Origin of the sequence: Micromonospora sp. NPDC051006 (assembly GCF_044456245.1) — a bacterium.
GTDB lineage: Bacteria > Actinomycetota > Actinomycetes > Mycobacteriales > Micromonosporaceae > Micromonospora.
Genome location: NZ_JBITFP010000010.1, coordinates 99,887 through 119,330, shown reverse-complemented (window position 1 = coordinate 119,330; position 19,444 = coordinate 99,887). Strand labels below are relative to the sequence as shown.

Below are 19,444 nucleotides of genomic sequence, written 5' to 3'. Positions count from 1 at the left end.
GTCACCGCCGTCCGGTACCGGCGGAACGTCCGGTCCTGCGCCGTCCGGCGGCCGCCCGGCCGGGATGCGGCGTGACCTGCGTCAACCCACCGCTCCGGGCCGGTGAGACCGGTCACGAACAGCGGCAGCCCGGTGCCGGCAGTGGCCAGACTTGTGCGCTGCCGATCCCACCACGTTCGGCGTCGTCGTGTCGCCGTTCCTACGGGAGGATCGCCGTGGCCGCAGGTGCCACGTTCGCCGCGCTGCGCCACCGGAACTACCGGATCTGGGCGCTGGCCGGGTTCGTCTCCGTCATCGGGACCTGGATGCAGGTCCTCGGGGTCAACTGGTACGTGCTGAAGCAGACCGGCTCGGCGACCTCCATGGGCGTCACCGTGCTGCTCCAGGCGGTGCCCACGCTGCTGCTCAGCGTCTGGGGCGGCGCGCTGGCCGACCGGCTCTCCGCCCGCCCGCTGCTGATCGCCGCCCAGGCGGTCCACGCGGCACTCGCCGCCGGGCTGGCTGCCGTCGCCCTGACCGGGTTCGGCGGCCTTCCGCTGATCTATGCGATCTCGCTGGCCACCGGCGCCGTCTCGGCGATCGAGGGCCCGGTGATGGGGCGCTGGATCGCGACCCTGGTGGACCGGGAGACGCTCGGCAACGCGCTGGCGCTCGGCTCGCTGACCAACTCCGCCGGTCGCATTCTCGGCATGAGCGCCGGCGCCGTCGTGGTCGCGCTGGTCGGGCCCGCGCTGCTCTTCGGGATCAACGCGGCCAGCTTCGTCGCGGTGGTGTTGGCCCTGTTCGCCGTACGACAGCAGGAGACGCACCCGCACCAGCTGGCGGCGGCCGGCGGCGTGTCGGCCAACGGCATCCGGGCCGGATTCGACTACCTGCGCCGTCAGCCGGTGGTGCTGCTGGCGCTCGCCCTGTCCTTCGTGCTGGGCAGCCTGGGCCGCAACTACCAGGTGACGATGGCGGCGATGAGCGACGGGCCGCTCGCCGCCGGCGCGTCCGGGTACGGCGTGCTGTCCACCGTCTTCGCCGTCGGCACGGTGCTGGGCGCGCTCGTCGCGGCCCGGCGTCGCGACCTGGGCTACCGCACGCTGGTCGGGGCGGGTCTGCTGGCCAGCGCGTTGCAGATCGTCGCCGGCATCGCGCCGGGCGTCTGGAGCTTCGCCGCGGTGATCCTGCCGATCGCCGCCGCGGCCGTCATCATCGACACCACCGTCGGCACCCGCGCCCAGCTCGACACCGACGGAGCGATGCGCGGCCGGGTGCTCGCCGCGCTGGCGGTCACCGGCTCGATCTCGGCCGCGGTCGGCGCGCCGCTGCTCGGCTGGCTCTCCGAACACGCCGGACCTCGGCAGACGCTGGTCCTGGCGGGCACCGTGGCGGCGATCGCCACCATGGCGGCGGGGGTGGCGTTCGACCGCCGGCGCGGCCGCCTGCTCACCCTGGCGCTGGCCGTGCCGACCGTGTCACGTCCGGTGCGGCAGGCCGCGCTCGCCGCGGCCCGGATCGTCCGGCCGGTCGGCGTTGCCGCCGGGGACCGTCGCCCGGTGACGCCGCGGCTGGTGCCGGCCGGACCGGCCGGCGCACCCCGGCCGGCGCGGGCCTGTCCGGTCTGCGCACCACCTCTGGGCCGCCGGCGACCGCGACTGGCTCGTCCCGCGCTCGCCGGCCGACACGCCGCTGGCTGCGCCCAGGCGACCTGACCCGCCCGGCGCTCGGCGGCCGACCCGAGGCCGGCTGCGCCCAGGCGACCTGACCCGCCCGGCGCTCGGCGGCCGACCCGAGGCCGGCTGCGCCCAGGCGACCTGATCCGCCCGGCGCTCGGCGGCCGATCCGAGGCCGGCTGCGCCCAGGCGACCACCCGCCGGCCCGACACCGCCACCCCCGCTGGTTGCCTAGCCGGCTCCGTCTCGGTTACCTGCCCCGCCCGGCCGTCGTCCTGTTGAGACAGCGGTCACGCCTGGTCGTCGGCCTATGGGGCGGAGGGCTACGAAGATCATCGTTAGGCTCGGCCCATGAGCACCGAGGAGCGGGTCCGGCGGGTCCGGTGGTGGCTGGGGATCGTGGTGGTGGGACTCTTTCTCAGCGGGGTGACCGCGTTCCCGCTGGAGATCGAGGTGCGCTGGTTGCTGCGCGCGCTCGACCCGCTCGCCGATCGGTTGCCGGCCCTGGTCGCCTGGATCGAACGGGTCCACACCGGACTCGTGGAGACCGGGGACCGCCACCCGTTCATGCTGTACGGGACCGACTGGCTCGCCTTCGCCCACCTGGTGCTGGCGGTGGCGTTCTGGGGGCCGCTGCGCGACCCGGTGCGCAACGTCTGGGTCGTCCAGCTCGGGATGATCGCCTGCGCCGGGATCGTGCCGCTGGCGCTGATCTGCGGGCCGATCCGGGACATCCCCTGGTTCTGGACGCTGGTCGACCTCTCGTTCGCCGTCGGCGCCTTCCCGCCGCTCTGGTTCGCCTACCAGCACATCCGCCGGATCGAGGCGACGCAGGGTGGCTGGCCGCCGGCCCGGCCGGTCGCCGAGGCGCCCGCCGACGCCCGCTGACGCCCCGCCCCGGCCCGCCCGTCGGCGGGAACGTGGACGAGGAAGCGAGATGCCGGAGCGGAACAAGGATTCCGCTCCGGCATCTCACTCAGCGGAGAGTTACCGCCGACGGCCCGCCACCGGTGGCGGGCCGAGCCGCGGTCAGCGCGCCAGGAGCTGGTGTGCCTCCCGGATCTTGGCCCAGGACTTCGGCTCGGCCGGCGGCGACGCCTTCCGGGCCGCCGAACCGCTCACGTCCGGGCGCCCCGCGGTGAACAGCCAGGTGGTGAAGAGGTCGGTCAGGTCCAGTCCGGAGATCCGCTCGGCGAGCGCCTGGAACTGGGCGATCGTGCCGTTGCCGTAGCGGTGCTCGGCGGTCCAGGCGGGCAGGATCGCGAAGAACGCGTCGTCGCCGACGGCCAGCCGGAGCTGGTGCAGCGCCATCGCGCCCCGGTCGTAGACCGCGTCGTCGAAGATCCGTGCCGGGCCCGGGTCGCCCGGCGGCACCTGCCAGAACTCGGAGTCCGCCGGGTAGCTGGCGTAGGTGAAGTCGAACAGCTCCTGCGCGGTGCCCTCACCCTGCTCCTCGGACCAGAGCCACTCGGCGTACGAGGCGAAGCCCTCGTTGAGCCAGATGTCCCGCCAGCCGTTGACCGAGACCGAGTCGCCGAACCACTGGTGGGCCAGTTCGTGCACCACCACCGAGGTGTTGGCGCCGCGGCGCCAGAAGCCCGGGCCGTACACCGGCCGGGTCTGCGTCTCCAGCGCGAAGGTGATCCCGTCGACCGGCCCGGCGACGCCGCCCTGCGCCTCGAACGGATACTCGCCGAAGATCCCGCTCGCCCACTCGACGACCTCGGCGGTCCGCTCGATGCTGGCGCGGGCGGCCGGCGCCAGCTCGCCCAGCGTGGTGCTGTACGCGTTCACCACCGGCTGGCCGTTGGGCGCGGTGTCGGTGACGATGTCGTACTGGCCGATCGCCAGGAAGGCGAGGTAGGTGGCGGTGGGGGAGGTGGTCCGCCAGATCCACCGGGTGCGGTTGCCGGCCTCGGCCAGCGGCGGCCGGGGCTGCACGCCGTTGCTGATCACCTCGACCCCGGTGGGCACCGAGACCGAGATGTCGTAGGTGGCCTTGTCCAGCGGGTGGTCGTTGCTCGGGAACCACCACCACGCCGACTCCGGCTCGTTGACCGCCAGCGCGCCGTCGTCGGTGCGGGTCCAGCCGGTGTAGCCGTTGACCAGGGTCTCCGACGGCACGCCCGCGTAGCGCACCACGATGGTGAGCTGCTGGCCGGCGGTGATGGTGCGGGTGGGGGTGACCACCAGTTCGTGGGCGCCCTCGGTGGCGGTGCTGGCCGCCCAGCCGTTGACCCGGACCGACTCGACGTCGAGCAGGAAGTCGAGGTTGAACCGGGAGAGGTCCTGGGTGGCCCGGGCCAGGATCGTGGTGGTGCCACTGAGCCGGTCGGCGCCGGGGTCGTAGCGCAGCCGGACGTCGTAGTGCTCGACGTCGTAGCCGCCGTTGCCGTAGTCGGGGAAGTAGTTGTCGCCCAGTCCCGGGCTGCCGGGTTGCGGTGCGGCAGTGGTGACCGTGGGTCGGCCCCAGCCCGGTAGGGCGGCGTGGCCGGGCGCGCCGGTGGCGACAGTGCCGGCGCCGGTGAGGGTCAGGACGGCGATGGCCGCCCGGAGAACTCGTCGCACGAGGTGGACTCCCTCCATCGGGGTGTTCGCCCCGTCAACCTAATCGACGCCGGTGAACGTGTCCGCCCCGGCGCGCTGGCCCGACCATTCCGTCCGACCGTGGACCGCCGGCCGCGCGACGCGTGCCGTTGGTGCTGTCCCGTGGTCACCGGAGTCCGTTAGGGTTTCCGCGGACCGGACGGCCGCGGCGTGGGAGGCGGACAGTGGGCAGGCTCGCGTCGGCGTACCGGCAGGCCGTCACCGCGCACCGGGCTGCCCGGGCGCACCTCGACACCGCCCGTGATGCGCTGGGCGCGGCGACCGCGCCGGCCACCGCGCTCGGTGGCGGTGCCCTGGTCGCCCGGCTCGCCGAGGTCGGTGGCGCGCTCGCCACCCCGGCGCCCGGCGCCACCGCACTCACCGGCGCGCCCGTCCCGGTGCGGATCGGCGAGGCGTCCACGCCGGACGGCGCGTTCCCGGTGCTGGTGCCGCTCGGCGGCGGCCACCACCTGACGGTCGACGCCGACGCCCGCGATCCCCGCGTCGCCGGGCTGCTGCGGGCGCTGGTGCTCCGGTTGCTCGCCACCGCGCCCGCCGGCGAGGTCCGGGTCGCCGGCATCGACACCGCCGCGCTCGGCGCCACCTTCGGGCCGCTGCGCCCGCTGCTGGACGCCGGCGTGCTCGACCCGCCGGCAACCACCGAGGCCGAGGTCGCCGCCCTGCTCGACGCCGCCGAGCGGCACGCCCGGGCGGCCCAGCACGGCGCCGCCGGGCCGCTGCTGCTGGTGGTCGCCGCGACCACCCCGCCGCCGCGGGAGCTGGCCCGGCTCGCCGCGCTCAGCCACGCCGGCCCGGCCGCCGCGGTCTGTGTCCTGGTCGCCGGCCGCCCGCCCGGGCCGCCCGGCGACACCTCGCCGTCGCTGGGCGCCAGCACCGCGGTCCGGCTGACCGAGAGGTACGCGTACGTCGGTGACCCGCCCGGCGTCCCGTTCAGCGCCGACGGCAGCGGTCTCGCCGCCCCGGTGCTGCTCGACGGTGACCCGCCGGCCGCCTCGACCCGGGCGCTCGCCGAGCACCTCGGCGCCGCCGTGCGCCGCGGCGACGAGCTGGGCTTCGCCGAGCTGCTGCCGGAGCGGCGGTGGGCCGAGTCGGCGAGCAACGGCCTGCGTACCGTGGTGGGGCGGGCCGACCGCGCTCCGGTGACCGTCGCCTTCGACGACGCGACCCCGCACTGGCTGGTCGGCGGGCGCACCGGCGCCGGTAAGACGGTCTTCCTCCTCGATGTGCTCTACGGGCTGGCCGCCCGCTACTCCCCGGCCGAGCTCCAGCTCTATCTGCTCGACTTCAAGGAGGGGGTCAGCTTCACCGAGTTCGTGCCGACCGGGCGCGACCCGTCCTGGCTGCCGCACGCCCGCGCGGTCGGCATCGAGTCCGACCGCGAGTACGGCGTCGCGGTCCTCCGCGAGCTGCGCCGCGAACTGCACCGGCGGGCCACCACGCTCAAGCGGCACGGCGTCACCAAGCTCGCCGACCTGCCCCGCGACGTCGCGGTGCCGAGGGTCGTGGCGGTGATCGACGAGTTCCACGTGCTGCTCGCCGGCAACGACGCGCTGGCCCGCGAGTCGGTCGACCTGCTGGAGGAGCTGGCCCGCAAGGGCCGCTCGTACGGCATGCACCTGGTGCTGGCCAGCCAGAGCATGACCGGCATCGAGGCGCTCTACGGCCGCGCCGAGGCGATCTTCGGGCAGTTCGCGCTGCGGGTCGCGCTGCCCGGCGGCGGTGGGGTGCTCGGCCAGGTCAACGACGCGGCCGCGGCGCTGCCGATCGGCTCGGCCGTGGTCAACACCGCCGCCGGCGCGGTCGGCGCGGACACCGTCGTCCGGTTCCCCGACGCGCACGCCGCCACCGCCGAGCTGACCCGGCTGCGCCACGAGCTGTGGCAGGCCCGCCCGGCCGGCGCGCGCCCGCCCGCGGTCTTCAAGGGCTACGAGGCGGCGCGGCTGGAGGACGACCCGACCCTCGCCGGGCTGCGGCCGGGCGGGCGACGGCCGCTGGCGCTGGTCGGCCGGACCGTCGACGTGCACGGCAGCACCGCGCTGTTCATCATGGACACCACCCCGGGCCGGCACCTGGCCGTGGTCGGCACCTCGGCCGCCGGCGCGGACGTGCTGCGCGCCGCGACGCTGAGCCTGGCCCGGCAGCACGCCCCGGGGGAGTGCCGGTTCCTGCTCGCCCCGCTGGTCGCCGCGGCCGATCCGGTGGCCGACGAGACCGCCGCCGCGCTCGCCGCCGCCGGGCACTGGGTGCAACGACTCGACGCGGCCGGCGTGCGCGAGCAGATCGCCGCCCTGGCCGACCTGACAGCTCGGCCCCGCCCGCCGGCCGCCGAGGCGGACCCGAGCGCCGGGTCCCCGCCCACCGCACCCGCCGCGAGCGCGGGCTCCCCGCCGGTCGGTCCCGCCGCGAGCGTGGGGTCTCCGCCGGCCGGTCCCGCCGCGAGCGCGGGTTCGGTGGCCGTCGGCCCGAGCGGGAGCGGCGAGTCGCCGGCGACCGAGCCGGTGGCCACCGGGTCCGCCGCCGCGCCGGCCGGCCGGGTCTTCCTCGTCGGGTTCGGAATGGACGCCGCGTCGACCGTGCTCGGCGCGCCCGACCCGCAGACCTTCCGCTCCGGCCTGGACGACCTGCGCAGCCTGCTGCGCAACGGCCCGGGCCACGGGGTGCACCTGCTCGGCTGGTGGCGCGGGCTGCGCCGGCTCGCCGACGACCTCGGCGGCACCCAGAACCGCGACGACGTGGCCTGCCTGGTCGCGCTGAACGTGCCCGGCAGCGAGCTGGGGCTGCACCTCGGCGTGCACGACCTGGCCTACACCCCCCGGCCGGACCGGGCGCTGCTGATCGACCGGCACGACCAGCGCACCCGGCTGATCGTGCCGTTCGCCCGGGACGCCGACGAGCTGGCCGGGGAGGGCTGAGCGGTGACCTTCGAGGAGTACGCGGTGCTGGCCCGACAGCTCGCCGAGCACCGCCGGGCCGGCGAGCGGGACGCCGCCGCGGAGACCGAGCGCCGGCGCAACCTGCACGCGACGGCCGACTCCCTGCACCACCGGCTCACCGCCCAGGGGCAGCGCCTCGACCAGCTCGGCCGGGCGATCGGCGTGCCACCCCCACCGCCGGGTCCGCCCACCGGGACCCCGCCGGCTGGACCGCCCGGTCAGCCGACCGGGGCGCAGCGGGCCGACGGGGAGGCGGGCGCCCCGCCCGGCTCCCCGGCACCGGAAACGGTGGACGCCGGTGGCGCAGCCGCCGTGCCGGGGCGGCCGGCGGTCGAGGCGTACGCCCCGGTGGCCGGGGAGACGCGGCTGGCGCTGCCCGCGGCGGAGGGCGCGACGGCGGCCGGGATACCGGCGCCGCAGGCCGGGACGCCCGACCCGGCGGTGGAGCTGGAGCTGGCCCGGCGGTACGCCGACGAGGCCGACCGGCACGGGCAGCAGGCGGAGCTGCTGGCCCAGCGGCCGACGCTGCTGCCCACCTGGTCACCGCTGGCCCGGGCGGTCGCCGTCTACGCCGGGTGCGGGGCCGCCGCCGGAGTGCTCATGCTGGTCCTGGTGCTCGCTTCCGGGATCGGTCTGGTCGACGGGTTCACCCTCGGCGCGTGGATCTGCGCCGGGCTGCCCGCGCTGGCGTTCTTCGCCGGATACCTGGTGCTCGGCCGGTGGGGGCGTCCGGCCATGGTCGCCGGCACCCCGCCGCGCTACCTGCCGCTCGGGTTCCTGCTCTGCTTCCTGCTGGTCCCGGCCGCCTACTGCGCCTACCTGCTGCTGTTCCGCGCGTTGCGCTGACTCGTCGGCGGTGTGCGCCACCCGCGCCCCGCCCCAAGCGGGCGCGGACGCGCGCGCTGACCGCCACCGCCGCGGTGGGCGCGCACCTTCACGGAAGTTGCTGCCTCACGACGGCCGGAGGCAGCAACTTCGGGGAAGGTGTCCGGGCATCTCCGGGTGGTGGGGTGACGGCGGACGCCCCGGGGCGCGAAATGCGCTCCGGGGCGTCCGTTGGTTGGTGCGCTCAGCTTGCGGCGGCAGGGACCAGGTCGTCCGCCGTCGTGGTGACCGGCGCGGGCGTCGCGTGCCGGCCGCCGCGCCGCCGGCCGGAGGGCACGGCGAGGGCGGCCACCGCGGCCGCCAGGGCGATGGCGGTGAGCAGCAGGAAGCCCGCCGTGAAGCCGGCCTCCCGGGGCAGGCCGCTGGCCTGCGGGTGGGCGGTGATCACGCCGCTGACCACCGCGGCGCCGATCGCGCCACCGATGGTGCGGATGTTGGCGTTCATGCCGGTCGCCACGCCGGTCTGGCTGGCGGGCACGTTGCCCACGATCAGGTTGGCCATCGAGGCGAAGGCCAGCCCGATACCGAGGCCCACCAGGCCGCCCGCGACCCCGACCTCCCAGCGGGAGTCGTGCGCGAGGGCCAGCATCGCCGAGGCGGCCACGTTGAACGCGGCGCCGGTGGCGAGCTGCGCCTTGGCGCTGAACCGCGACTCCAGCCGGCCGGCGGCGATGCCGGCGACGAACATCGCGACCAGCATCGGCAGCATGAGCAGACCGGCCTGGCTGACGCTCGCGCCGAAGCCGTAGCCGGCGCTGGTCGGGGTCTGCACGAACTGCGGCAGGAAGGCGTAGACGGAGAACATCGACGCGCCGTAGAGCAGGGCGACCAGGTTCGTGGTCCAGACACCGGGCAGGCGCATCATCCGCATGTCGATCAGCGGGTTCGCCGAGCGGACCTCGGCGACGAGCCAGCCGACCAGCAGCACGCCGGCGAGCGCCAGCAGGCCGAGTACCCGGCCGGAGGTCCAGCCCCAGGCCGCGCCCTTGCTGATCGGCAGCAGCAGCGCGACCAGCCAGCCGGAGAGCAGCAGGGTGGCCGCCCAGTTGATCCGGCCCGGGGTGCGCACCGGCGACTCCGGCACGAAGAGGTGCGCCGCGAGGGCGGTCAGCCCGACGACGACCATCGGGATCCAGAACAGCCAGCGGTAGCCGAGCACGGCCACGATCGGGCCGGCCAGCACGACGCCCAGGCCGCCGCCGGCGGCGACGATCGCCGAGATCGCACCGACGGCCGAGCTGACCCGCGCGGCGGGGAACTCGTCCCGGATGATCCCGAAGGAGAGCGGGAAGACGGCGCCGCCGATGCCCTGGATGACCCGGGCGATGATCAGCACTCCGATGGAGGGTGCGATGGCGGCCAGCAGGCAGCCGAGGGCTAGCGCGGCGAGGGAGACGACCAGCATCCGTTCCTTGCCGATCATGTCGCCGACCCGGCCCAGGATCGGCGTGAAGATCGACGCGGAGAGCAGGTACGCGGTCAGCACCCAGGTCACGGTGTTCTGATCGGTGTGCAGGTCCTGCTGGATGGTGGGCAGCACCGGGGTGATCAGCGACTGGAGCATCGCGAAGAATCCGGCGCCGGCCGCGAGGACGAGGAAGGTCAGCCGGCGCGAGCTGCGTCGGGTGGTCTCTGTCACGGAAGGGAACTCCAATTTCGCGTACGGGAGGGACGGGGGCGGTGGGGCGTCAGGCGCCCGGCCGCTCCTCGGTCGGGAGGAAGGCGAAGGCTGAGGCGTCCGCGCGACCGGATCCGGCGGCGGCCCGGGTGGGCGCGGCCTGGACGATCTGGTGGCGAAGGCGAGGGGAGCTGCCGGTGATGGGCCGGATTTCGGACATGGCGGGCTCCTTGGTCCGAGTGTCGGGTTGGCCGGTCCCGCCGGAGGGGACTGGCCGCAGATCCCGGAGTAAGCTATCCGGAGGCACGGCTCCGGTCAGTTCTGGAGGGGTGCCTCCACTAAGCTAGCGGAGGGTTGCCTCCGGTTGCAACCGAAGAGGGGTGACCCGCGTCATGAACAGCGCCGAGCAGGTGGGCGAGGTCTTCGCGCGGCGTCCCAAGCGGGCCGACGCCCGGCGGAACTACGACGCGCTGATCGCCGCCGCCCGGGAGGTCTTCGCCGCCAACGGGGCGGGCGCCTCGCTGGAGGAGGTCGCCCGGCGGGCCGGCGTCGGCATCGGCACCCTCTACCGGAACTTCCCCAGCCGGTGTGAGCTCTTCGAGGCGGTCTACGTCGAGGAGGTCCGGGCGCTCAGCCGCTCCGCCGCCGACCTGGCCGGGCTGCCCCCGTGGGACGCCCTCGTCGCCTGGCTGAACCGCTTCGTCGCGTACGTCGGCACCAAGCGGGCGCTCGCCGAGGAGCTGGTGCACGACTCCGAGGTGTTCCGCAGCTGCCGCACCGAGATCTACGCGGCGGGCGAGCCGATGCTGCGCCGCGCCCAGGAGGCCGGGGTGGCCCGGCCGGACGCCAGCTTCGACGACGTGGTGCGGTTGATCAGCGGCATCACCGCCTACCAGTTCATGGAGCCGGGTCAGCGCGACCGGGTGCTGGCCATCGCCCTCGACGGCGTGCGCAACCCGACCGCGCCGCGCTGACGCCGGTCGTCGCCCCGCCGCAAGCCTGGCCGGCTGCCGGCGGCGCCCCGCACCGCCGGCAGCCGGATGGTGCTCACGCCTCGGCGACGTGCGCGTTGCCCGGCCGGCCCCACGGCCCGGTGATGGCGAAGACGTAGCCCGGGGACTGGATGTTGGCGAACAGGATCTTCCCGTCCGCGCTGAACGTCGGCCCGGTGAACTCGCTGTCGTTCAGCTCGTTGCGGGCCAGCGGGTAGGCCTTGCCCTGCTCGGTCACGCCGACCAGGTGGGACACGCCCTCGCCGTCCTCGGCCAGGATCACCCCGCCGTACGGCGAGACGGTGATGTTGTCCGGCCCGTCGAAGTTGTCGCCGTCCTCGTCCGGGGTCTGGTTCACCCCGAAGATCGTCTTCAAGGTGACCGTCTCGCTCCTCGGGTCGTAGAACCACACCTGACCGTCGTGCTCGTTGGCGCTGCCGTCGTCGTGCCGGGCGAAGCTGGCCACGAAGTACGCGCCGCCGTCGGCCCACCAGGCGCCCTCCAGCTTGCGGCTGCGGGTCACCTGCTCGTCGGTGAACTGCTTGCGCACCGAGACCGTCCGGGCGTCCCGGTCCGGCACGTCCACCCAGCTCACCTTGTAGCGGGTGCCGGGCGTGGTCGCCTCGGACAGGTCGGCGACGTGCCGGTCGCCGTGCCGGCAGCTCATCGCCTGGAGCTCGCCGACGGTGTCGCCGTCCGGGCGCTGGGCGAGGGCGCGCAGGGTGCCCTTGCCGCCCCGGAAGCGGTGCGGCGGGGTCCACCGGTAGTAGAGCCCGTTCGGCCCGCCCGCGTCCTCGGTCAGGTAGATCGAGTGGGTGTACGGGTCGACCGCCACCGCCTCGTGCGAGTAGCGGCCGAGGAACGTCAGCGGGATCGGGTCCTGGTTGGCCGACCGGTCGTGCGGGTCGACCTCGAAGACGTACCCGTGATCCTTGAGGTAGGTGCCACCGGCCCGCTGCTCGGTCTCCTCGGCGGTCAGCCAGGTGCCCCACGGGGTGATGCCGCCGGCGCAGTTGTTGTGCGTGCCGGCGAGGCTGACGTACTCGCGCAGCCGGCGGCCCTGCGCGTCCACCTCGATCGTGGTGGTGCCGCCCCGGGCGCCCGGGTCGTAGGTGAGGCCGGCGATCGCCGGCACCGGAAACGGCTCGTCACCGCCGATCTCGTGGTTGTTCACCAGCACCGAGCCCTCGCGACCGAGGAAGTAGCCGGTGCCGTCGGCGTCGCTCGGCGTGCGCTGCCCTGACGCCAGGATGGTCGCGCCGGCCTGGGCCACGATCGTGTACGAGAAGCCCCGCGGCAGGGCCAGCAGGCCGGCCGGGTCCGGCACCAGTTCGCCGTAACCGACCGCGGGGCGGGTCGCTGCTCGGGCCTCCGGCGGGCCGGCGATCGCCTCCAGGCTGCCGGCCACCACGATCCCGAGACCACCGGCCGCGCCGGTGCGCAGCAGCTTGCGGCGGGAGATAGGGGAAGAGGTCACGTTGCTGCCTTCCTGTTTCGCGCGGCGATCGGGTACCGCGGGGCAAAGGCAAGTGACGCCGGTGGAACGCCGGCTGCCACGGCGCGGGTCGCCAGGTGAACAGTCGACCAACCCTCGAGGTCGGCGGTGCAGATCGTCCCGTCCAGGTGCCGGACGGGCGGCTCGTCCACCGGTCGGGTGGCCGGGTGGGCGGACCGAATTGCCGGATCTTGCTCCCGGTGGGACATCAGGTTACCGCCGCGTAACTTCTCATTGACGTTTCTGAATTGTTACGCGCATCATCGATCCACGGTCGACCGGACACCCCACCCGTTCCCCCGGCTCGCCGGGTGCCTCCCACCGGAGGTGCAGCCATGCTGCTCCGAAAGACCGCCCTCGCCGTCGCCCTGAGCACCGCCGCCGTCCTGCTCGCCCCCGCCGCCGCCCACGCGGCGCCGGACCGGACCGGCGCCACCACGCCCGACCGCGCCGGCATCGCGACCGCCGACCGCGCCGCCGCCCCGCCCGCCGCCGACGAGAGCGCCCAGGCCGCCGCGGCCGCCGGCCCGGTCATCGTGGTCGGTGGCCTCAGCGGCATCGCCGCCGCCTACGAGCCGCTCGCCGCCCGACTGCGCGGTGACGGCTACCGGGTCTTCATCTACCAGCTGCCCGGGCTCGGGCTCGGCGACATCGCCGCCTCGGCCCGCTCCTTCGCCGGCTACGTCGACCAGGTCCGGGCCGCCACCGGCGCGGCCACCGTGGACCTGGTCGCCCACTCCGAGGGCGGCCTGGTCTCCCGCTACTTCCTCAAGCGGCTCGGCGGCACCGCCGCCGTCGGTCGCTACGTCAGCCTCGGCACCCCGCAGTACGGCACGTACGTGGCGAACATCCTGCGGTTCCTCGGGCTCGGCAGCTGCGCCGGCGTCGTCGCCTGCCAGCAGATGACGATCGGCTCGGCCTTCCTCGCCGACCTGAACGCCGGCGACGACACCCCGGGCGCGGTGCGGTACACCACGGTCCGGACCGTGCAGGACGAACTCGTCCGGCCGACCCAGAACGCGACGCTCGCCGACGGCGCGACCAACGTGCTGATCCAGACGTACTGCCCGCTGCGGGTGGTCGGGCATCTCGGGCTGGTGCTCGACGGCACCACCTACACCGTCGTCCGCGGCGCCCTGGCCGACGGCCCGGTCCGCCCCAACTGCTTCGCGCTCTGAACCGGCCCGGGCGGGGCGGATCACCCGCCCCGCCCCGGCCGAGCCGTCAGGTGGCCTTGGCCAGCGCCTCGAACTCGTCGTCGGTGAGCCGCACCTCGGCCGCGCCGACGTTCTCCTCCAGGTGCGCCACCGAGGACGTACCCGGAATCGGGAGCATCACCGGCGACCGGCGCAACAGCCAGGCGATAGCCAGCTGGGCGGGGGTCGCGCCGTGCGCGGTCGAGATGGCGTCCAGCGGCCCGCCCGGCCGGGCCAGGTTGCCGGTCGCGATCGGGAACCACGGGATGAACGCCAGGTCGTCGCGCTCGCAGTACTCCAGGACCGGCTCGGCGCTGCGATCGGCCAGGTTGTAGAGGTTCTGCACCGACACGATCGGGGTGATCGCCCGGGCCGCCTCGATCTGCTCCACCGTCACCTCGGAGAGGCCGATGTGCCGGATCTTGCCCTCCTGCTTGAGCAGCGCCAGCTCCCCGAGCTGGTCGGCGAGCGGCACCTGCGGGTCGATCCGGTGCAGCTGGTAGAGCGGGATGCAGTCCAGGCCCAGGTGGCGCAGGCTCAGCTCACACTGCTGACGCAGGTACTCCGGCCGGCCCAGCGGACGCCAGTCGCCCGGGCCGGCTCGGGTGAACCCGCCCTTGGTCGCGACGACCACGTCGTCGGCGTACGGGTGCAGCGCCTCGCGGATCAACAGCTCCGAGACGAACGGCCCGTACGAGTCGGCGGTGTCGATGAAGGTCACCCCGAGCTCGACGGCCCGGCGCAGCACCCGGACCGCCTCGGCCGGGTCCTTCGGGTCGCCCCAGACACCCGGGCCGGTGATCTGCATCGCGCCGTAGCCGAGCCGGTCGACCTGGACGTCACCGCCGATCCGATAGGTGCCGGAGGCCTTCGCCGGCCGCGGGCTGGCGTCGGTTGCCATGCGGGATCCCCCTCGCGTCGTCGTCAGCGGCAAATCTATCCACCCTGCTCGGAGCTTTCTCGCGGATCGCCACACCGGCTGTTCGACCTCGCGGGTGGCACGCGGAGCGCGCCCATGGTCGGGATGGCGCTAGCGGTGGGCGCGTCCGCTCTGCTACCACTGGTCCAGGTCGATGCGTTCGACGGGGGAGGACCGATGTGGCGACGGCTCAGGTCCGACCCGGTGCGCCGGCTGCGGGAGCGGTTGGACGGGTTCGGCACCACCATGGACGCCCGGCTGGTGCTCGGCCCGGACGCGGTCCGGGACGCGGAGGCGGTCATCGACCTGGTCACCCGGTCACCACCCGACCCGCCGCTGGCGGAGAACGTCACCGAAGGGCTCTTCCTCCTCGCCTGCCTGCACTGGTACCGCTACCAGATCCTGCCCCCGGGCCAGGACGCCGACGAGCTGGCCCAGGCCGTCAAGGTGACCGAGCTGCTGCTGCGCGTCGCGCCGGAGCGGGTCCCGCCGTCGCTGCTGGCCATGCTGCAGGCGCACCGGTCGCCGGCCAACTCCGGGCGGATCCCCGGCGCGCGCACCGCCACCGATGCCGGCCCGGATGGACCCACGGCCGGCGCGGCGGCGGGGTTGTTCATGGAGGCCGTCGCGTTGATGGGCGACGCGGAGCGCTCCGGCGACTACCGGGTCGCGGACCGGGCCGCGGCGCTGCTGGAACGTGCGCTGGCGGTCACCCCGGCCGGCGTGCCGGAGCGGCTGCACTACCTCTCCGCGCTCGGCCGGGTGAACCGCGACCAGTTCCGGCACCTCGGCCGGCGCCGGGCGTTGCAGTCGGCGATCGACGCGCACCGGGAGAGCCTGGAGTCGACCCCGGCCGGTGACCCGCAGCGGGCGACCCGGCTGTTCAACCTCGGCAACGTGCTCGCCGACCGCTACGAGCTGGCCGGCGACGCGGCGGCGCTGGACGAGTCGGTCCAGCTGCTCGGCGACGCGGCCCGGGCCGCCCCGGCCGGCACCCCGCTGGGAGTCCTGGTCCGCGTCAACCTGGGACAGCGGTTACGCGAGCGCTGGCGGCGGCGCGGTGAACCGGCCGACCTCGACCGCGCGGCGCAGGCCCTCGCGCTCGCGGCGCGCGCCGGCACCGACCCGCAGATCGTCGCGTTGTACGCCTCGGTGGCCGCCGAGCGCTACACCACGGGCCGCGACGACGAGGCCCTGGACGAGGCGATCGAGGCCAACCAGGCGGCGCTCGCCGGCACGGGCTTCGTCGGCGGGCTGGCCGGCATCGCCCGGGTCAGCCTGGCGGCGCTGCTCGGCGAGCGGTACGAGCGCCGCGGCGACCCGGCCGACCTGGACTCGGCGATCGAGGCGTACCGGGCGGCGGCGGAGGGCGGCCCCGGGCTCGACGGAATGGGCGCGGACGAGCTGTGGCACACCGTCGGCAAGCTGCTGGAGTCCCGCTACCAGCTGCACCGGCGCTCCGGTGACCTCATCGAGGCGCTGCGGCTGCTCCGCGCGGGGGTGGCCGCGGCCACCGACCCGGTCGAGCGGGCGGTGCGCCTCGGCGACCTCGGCTACACCCTCGGCCGCTGGCACGGCGACCTGGCGGGCGTGACGACGCTGCGCGAGAGCCGGGACGTGCTCACCGAGGCGGTGCGGCTGCTCCCGGCGGGGCATCCGAAGCGACCCGACCTGCTGAACAACCTGGGCAACGAGTTGCGCGAGCTGGCCGACCAGGCGGGGGAGTACGAGCTGCTGGCACCGTCGGCCGCGGCGCTGCGCTCCGCCGTCGCCGCCGTCGACCCCGGCTCGCCGGCGCTGCCCCGGTACCTGTCGAACCTCGGCCTGACGTTGCAGGCGCTCTTCGGTCGTACCGAGGACCTGGCGACGCTCACCGAGTCGATCGCGGTGCTGCGCCGGGCCGTCACGGCCGCCGGACCGGGGCACCCGGATCGGCCTGCCGCGCTGACCAACTACGCCTCCGCGCTGAACCGGCGGGTCGAGCTGGCCGTCAACCGACCACTGCCGGCCGGCGGGTCCGGCGCCACGGACCCCGAGCGGGACGCGCGGACCGCGGTCGAGATGCTGCGCGAGGCGCTCGAGCTGGCCCCCCGGGAGGCCGAGCCCGAGGAGTACGCGCGGATCCTCGGCACCTTCGTCCTCGCCCAGTTGCTCCGCCACTGGCTCACCGGGGACGCTGCGGCCCTCGACGAGGCGATCACGCTGCCCGTGCGCGAGTGGGACGCGCTGCCGGAGGCCTCGCCGGATCGGTACCGACTGCTCACGAACCTCGGCAACGCGCTGCTGCTCCGGTTCCGCGACTCCCGGTCCGGCCGGGACGCGGTGCGGCTGCTGACCGTCTACCGGGCGGCGGTGGCGGCTCTGCCCACCGGCCACCCGGACCGCACCATGTGTTTGAGCAACCTGGCCGGCGCGATCGAGACGATCGCCCGCCCACCCGACGAGCCGGACGCCGCCCGGTCCGCCGGCGGCGCCGCCGCCGATCGCGCCGCCGACCGGGCCGGGCAGCCCGACGACGTCGCCCTGCCGGTGGTCGACCTGGCCGAGGCGGCCGAGGCGCTGCGGGACGCGGCGGCGGTCGAGGCGGCCCCATCCGTGCTGCGCGCCCACGCGGCGGCCCGGTACGCGGCGCACGCGGCCGCGGCCGGTGACCTGCCGGCCGCGCTGGACGGGTACGCCACCGCCATCGAGCTGATCGACCTGTTCGCCTGGCACGGTATGGACCCCGACGACCAGGCGCGCCTGCTCGCGCGGTTTCCCGGTCTGGCCGGCGACGCGGCGGCGGTCGCGATCGCGCTCGGCCGGCCCGAACGCGCCGTCGAGCTGCTCGAGTACGGCCGCGGGGTGCTGCTGACCCGCGCTCACGACGCAGGCGCCGACCTGGCGGTCCTGCGCGAGCGGGCACCCCGGCTGGCCGACCGGCTCGCCCGCGTCCAGTCCGAACTGGACGGCTTCGACCCGGCGCCGGCGTGGACGGCGTCCGGGCCGGCGGCACCGTCGTTCGCCGAGCCGACGTCGCCGGACTTCCCCGGACCGCCATCCCTCACCGGGCCGGCGGTCGCCCCCATCCCCGCGCCGGCGGGCGGACCGGAGCGCCGGCACGAGCTGGCCACCCGCCGACGTGAGCTGCTGGCCGAGATCCGGCGACTGCCCGACCTCGCCGGCTTCCTGCGCCCGCCGCCCTTCGCCGATCTGGCCGGGGCGGCCGACGCCGGACCGGTCGTGCTGGTCAACGTCGCCGACCGGCGCTGCGACGCGCTGGTGGTCGGCGCGGGCCGGGTCGACGTGGTGCCGCTGCCCGAGCTGACCGCCGCCGAGCTGGTGGTCCGCGCCGCCGTCTTCCTGGCCGCGATCGCCGAGGTCACCGGCGCGCCGCCGGGCGGCGTGCCACCCGCCCCCGACGGCGCGCCGGTGCCGACCGGCGCGGCGGCGGAACGGGACCGGGTGGCAGCGCGCCGGCGGATCATCGAGACGCTGGACTGGCTGTGGCGGGTGATCGCCGCCCCGGTGCTCGACACGCTCGACGGGGCCACCGCGCCCGCCCCCGGGTCGGACCGGCCGCGACTGTGGTGGTGCCCCACCGGCGTGCTCACCCTGCTTCCGCTGCACGCCGCCGCCCCGCTCGGCGCCGATGCCGGGGTGCTCGACCGGGTCGTGCCCTCGTACACGGCGTCGCTGCGCGCGTTGCGGCGGGCCCGGGACGCCACGCCCAGCGCCGCAACGCCGGTCAACTCGGCGCTGGTCGTCGGGATGCCGCAGACACCGGGCCTGACCGACCTGCCCGGCGTGGCGCGGGAGGAGGTGGTCGTCCGCCGGCACCTGACCCACGTGCGGTCGCTGACCGGCCCGGCGGCCACCCCCGCGGCGGTGCTCGCCGCGCTGCCCGAGCGGCCGGTGGCCCACCTCTCCTGCCACGGCACACAGGACCTGACCGCGCCGACCCGGGGCCGGCTCGCGCTGGCCGGCGGCGCGCTGCAGGTACGCGACCTGTGGCGCCCGGCCGGCGCCTCGGCCGCGCTCGCCGTCCTCTCCGCCTGCGACACGGTACGCGGCGGCGCGGCCCTGCCGGACGAGGCGCTCACCCTGGGCACCGCGTTCCAACTTGCCGGCTTCCGGCACGTGATCGGCTCGCTCTGGTCCATCTCGGACGCACTGACCGTGCAGCTCTGCGCGGAGCTCTACGCCGGGCTGGCCGTGCCCGGCGGCATCGACCCGGAACGCGCCGCGACGGCCCTGCACGACGCGGTCCGACAACTGCGCGCCGCCCTGCCCGGCCTACCGGAGCTCTGGGCCGGCTATCTCCACATCGGACCATGATCGGGCCGACACGCCCGCGACGGGTTCGGAGTGGCCCGGCGCGTACCAGGTCACGCCGACCGCTGCCACCAGCAGCGCGGTGCAGAGCAGCACCAGCCGCACCCCGGCCCGCAGCGACCGGGCCGCCGCCAACGCCTCCTGGTGGTCGCCGAGGGGCGCCGGCAGGAGTTCGGCCACCGGGGTCACCGACAGCGGCCCGTGCGCGGCCCGCAGCAGCGCCACCGCCCCGGCCGCCCCGGTCGTGACCGCCGCCAGCAGCAGCACCCCGACCAGCGCGCCCCAGCCCGCGGCGAGCGTGCCGACGTCGGAGCGGCCCCGGATCAGGCTGAACCCGACCAGCGCCACCAGCAGCCCACCCAACCCGTTGCGCCAGGCCAGCGCGGCGGCGCGGACCCGGGCCAGCTCCCCGCCGAGCAACCCGCCCAGTTCCTGGGCCCGGCGCAGGTCGGCGCGGGCCGCCGGCGGCCCGGGGCGCAGCCGGATCACGACTCCACCTCCAGCAGCAGCGTCCAGTACGCGCCGCAGCCGGTCAGCCCGGCCGGGCGCGCCGGATGCTCGGCCTCGCAGGCGCAGAGCACCGTGCGGTAGCCGGGATCATCGGACGGCGACGGCGCCACGTGCTTGTAGACGTGCTCGACGACCGGGTAGGTGCTCGGGTGCCGGCAACGCGGGCAGTCCCCGCTCAGCAGCACGGCCGGGCCGTACTCCCGCGCCGTGAAGGTCTCCGCCGCCCACACGGCGTACCCGTCGTCGGTCACCTCGGCGTACGGCAGCGGGCCCGGTCCCGCCGCCGGCTCGCGATCCTGCACCCTGCGCCCCTCCCG

The 19,444-nt window shown here is 75.5% G+C and carries 14 protein-coding genes; 7 read left to right on the top strand and 7 right to left on the bottom strand.

Annotation, left to right across the window (positions count from 1 at the left end):
* Positions 1-215 precede the first annotated feature (215 nt).
* Positions 216-1,697: an MFS transporter gene (locus ACIBBA_RS17830; protein WP_396698446.1), complete on the top strand. Its 1,482-nt coding sequence runs from the start codon at positions 216-218 to the stop codon at positions 1,695-1,697.
* 312 nt (positions 1,698-2,009) lie between these two features.
* Positions 2,010-2,546, top strand: a complete 537-nt coding sequence (locus tag ACIBBA_RS17825; RefSeq protein WP_396698444.1) for a hypothetical protein — start codon at positions 2,010-2,012, stop codon at positions 2,544-2,546.
* 141 nt (positions 2,547-2,687) lie between these two features.
* Here the strand turns inward: ACIBBA_RS17825 and ACIBBA_RS17820 are convergent, their stop codons facing one another.
* Complete coding sequence (locus ACIBBA_RS17820; protein ID WP_396698442.1) at positions 2,688-4,226, bottom strand: M1 family metallopeptidase; 1,539 nt, start codon at positions 4,224-4,226, stop codon at positions 2,688-2,690.
* Positions 4,227-4,429: 203 nt separating this feature from the next.
* On the opposite strand from ACIBBA_RS17820, the gene ACIBBA_RS17815 reads away from it, so the two are divergent.
* Together ACIBBA_RS17815 and ACIBBA_RS17810 are read left to right on the top strand one after the other, a co-directional pair.
* Positions 4,430-7,177 (top strand): FtsK/SpoIIIE domain-containing protein, encoded by a 2,748-nt coding sequence (locus ACIBBA_RS17815; RefSeq protein ID WP_396698440.1) that lies wholly within the window; start codon positions 4,430-4,432, stop codon positions 7,175-7,177.
* 3 nt (positions 7,178-7,180) lie between these two features.
* Positions 7,181-8,044: a hypothetical protein gene (locus ACIBBA_RS17810; protein WP_396698438.1), complete on the top strand. Its 864-nt coding sequence runs from the start codon at positions 7,181-7,183 to the stop codon at positions 8,042-8,044.
* 223 nt (positions 8,045-8,267) lie between these two features.
* Here the strand turns inward: ACIBBA_RS17810 and ACIBBA_RS17805 are convergent, their stop codons facing one another.
* The gene (locus tag ACIBBA_RS17805) at positions 8,268-9,722 is read right to left on the bottom strand and encodes an MFS transporter (protein ID WP_396698436.1); all 1,455 of its coding nucleotides are present in this window, start codon (positions 9,720-9,722) and stop codon (positions 8,268-8,270) included.
* 49 nt (positions 9,723-9,771) lie between these two features.
* Positions 9,772-9,921, bottom strand: a complete 150-nt coding sequence (locus ACIBBA_RS17800; protein ID WP_396698434.1) for a hypothetical protein — start codon at positions 9,919-9,921, stop codon at positions 9,772-9,774.
* 172 nt (positions 9,922-10,093) lie between these two features.
* Between ACIBBA_RS17800 and ACIBBA_RS17795 the strand changes: the two genes are divergently transcribed.
* Complete coding sequence (locus ACIBBA_RS17795) at positions 10,094-10,675, top strand: TetR/AcrR family transcriptional regulator (protein ID WP_396698566.1); 582 nt, start codon at positions 10,094-10,096, stop codon at positions 10,673-10,675.
* A 73-nt stretch (positions 10,676-10,748) separates the two neighbouring features.
* On the opposite strand, the gene ACIBBA_RS17790 is transcribed toward ACIBBA_RS17795, so the two are convergent.
* Positions 10,749-12,170 (bottom strand): alkaline phosphatase PhoX, encoded by a 1,422-nt coding sequence (locus ACIBBA_RS17790; RefSeq protein ID WP_396698432.1) that lies wholly within the window; start codon positions 12,168-12,170, stop codon positions 10,749-10,751.
* Between the two features lie 353 nt (positions 12,171-12,523).
* Here ACIBBA_RS17790 and ACIBBA_RS17785 point away from each other — a divergent pair, with 353 nt between their 5' ends.
* Positions 12,524-13,366, top strand: a complete 843-nt coding sequence (locus ACIBBA_RS17785) for an esterase/lipase family protein (protein ID WP_396698430.1) — start codon at positions 12,524-12,526, stop codon at positions 13,364-13,366.
* A 46-nt stretch (positions 13,367-13,412) separates the two neighbouring features.
* Here ACIBBA_RS17785 and ACIBBA_RS17780 read toward each other — a convergent pair whose 3' ends face one another.
* A complete protein-coding gene (locus ACIBBA_RS17780) occupies positions 13,413-14,285 on the bottom strand; it encodes an aldo/keto reductase (RefSeq protein WP_396698428.1) in 873 nt (290 codons plus the stop codon).
* Between the two features lie 195 nt (positions 14,286-14,480).
* On the opposite strand from ACIBBA_RS17780, the gene ACIBBA_RS17775 reads away from it, so the two are divergent.
* Positions 14,481-18,620, top strand: a complete 4,140-nt coding sequence (locus ACIBBA_RS17775; RefSeq protein ID WP_396698426.1) for a CHAT domain-containing protein — start codon at positions 14,481-14,483, stop codon at positions 18,618-18,620.
* On the opposite strand, the gene ACIBBA_RS17770 is transcribed toward ACIBBA_RS17775, so the two are convergent.
* The gene (locus ACIBBA_RS17770; protein WP_396698424.1) at positions 18,579-19,106 is read right to left on the bottom strand and encodes a hypothetical protein; all 528 of its coding nucleotides are present in this window, start codon (positions 19,104-19,106) and stop codon (positions 18,579-18,581) included. The two genes, ACIBBA_RS17775 and ACIBBA_RS17770, sit on opposite strands and share 42 nt — an antisense overlap.
* Positions 19,103-19,429: a hypothetical protein gene (locus tag ACIBBA_RS17765; RefSeq protein ID WP_396698422.1), complete on the bottom strand. Its 327-nt coding sequence runs from the start codon at positions 19,427-19,429 to the stop codon at positions 19,103-19,105. The genes ACIBBA_RS17770 and ACIBBA_RS17765 overlap by 4 nt, the downstream gene beginning before the upstream one ends.
* Positions 19,430-19,444 lie beyond the last annotated feature (15 nt).

Bases quoted from the DNA above. Each gene is read 5' to 3' on its own strand.
- ACIBBA_RS17825 (WP_396698444.1), top strand. From the start codon at position 2,010: ATGAGCACCGAGGAGCGGGTCCGGCGGGTCCGGTGGTGGCTGGGGATC.
- ACIBBA_RS17800 (WP_396698434.1), bottom strand. From the start codon at position 9,921: ATGTCCGAAATCCGGCCCATCACCGGCAGCTCCCCTCGCCTTCGCCAC.
- ACIBBA_RS17795 (WP_396698566.1), top strand. From the start codon at position 10,094: ATGAACAGCGCCGAGCAGGTGGGCGAGGTCTTCGCGCGGCGTCCCAAG.
- ACIBBA_RS17785 (WP_396698430.1), top strand. From the start codon at position 12,524: ATGCTGCTCCGAAAGACCGCCCTCGCCGTCGCCCTGAGCACCGCCGCC.
- ACIBBA_RS17780 (WP_396698428.1), bottom strand. From the start codon at position 14,285: ATGGCAACCGACGCCAGCCCGCGGCCGGCGAAGGCCTCCGGCACCTAT.
- ACIBBA_RS17775 (WP_396698426.1), top strand. From the start codon at position 14,481: ATGTGGCGACGGCTCAGGTCCGACCCGGTGCGCCGGCTGCGGGAGCGG.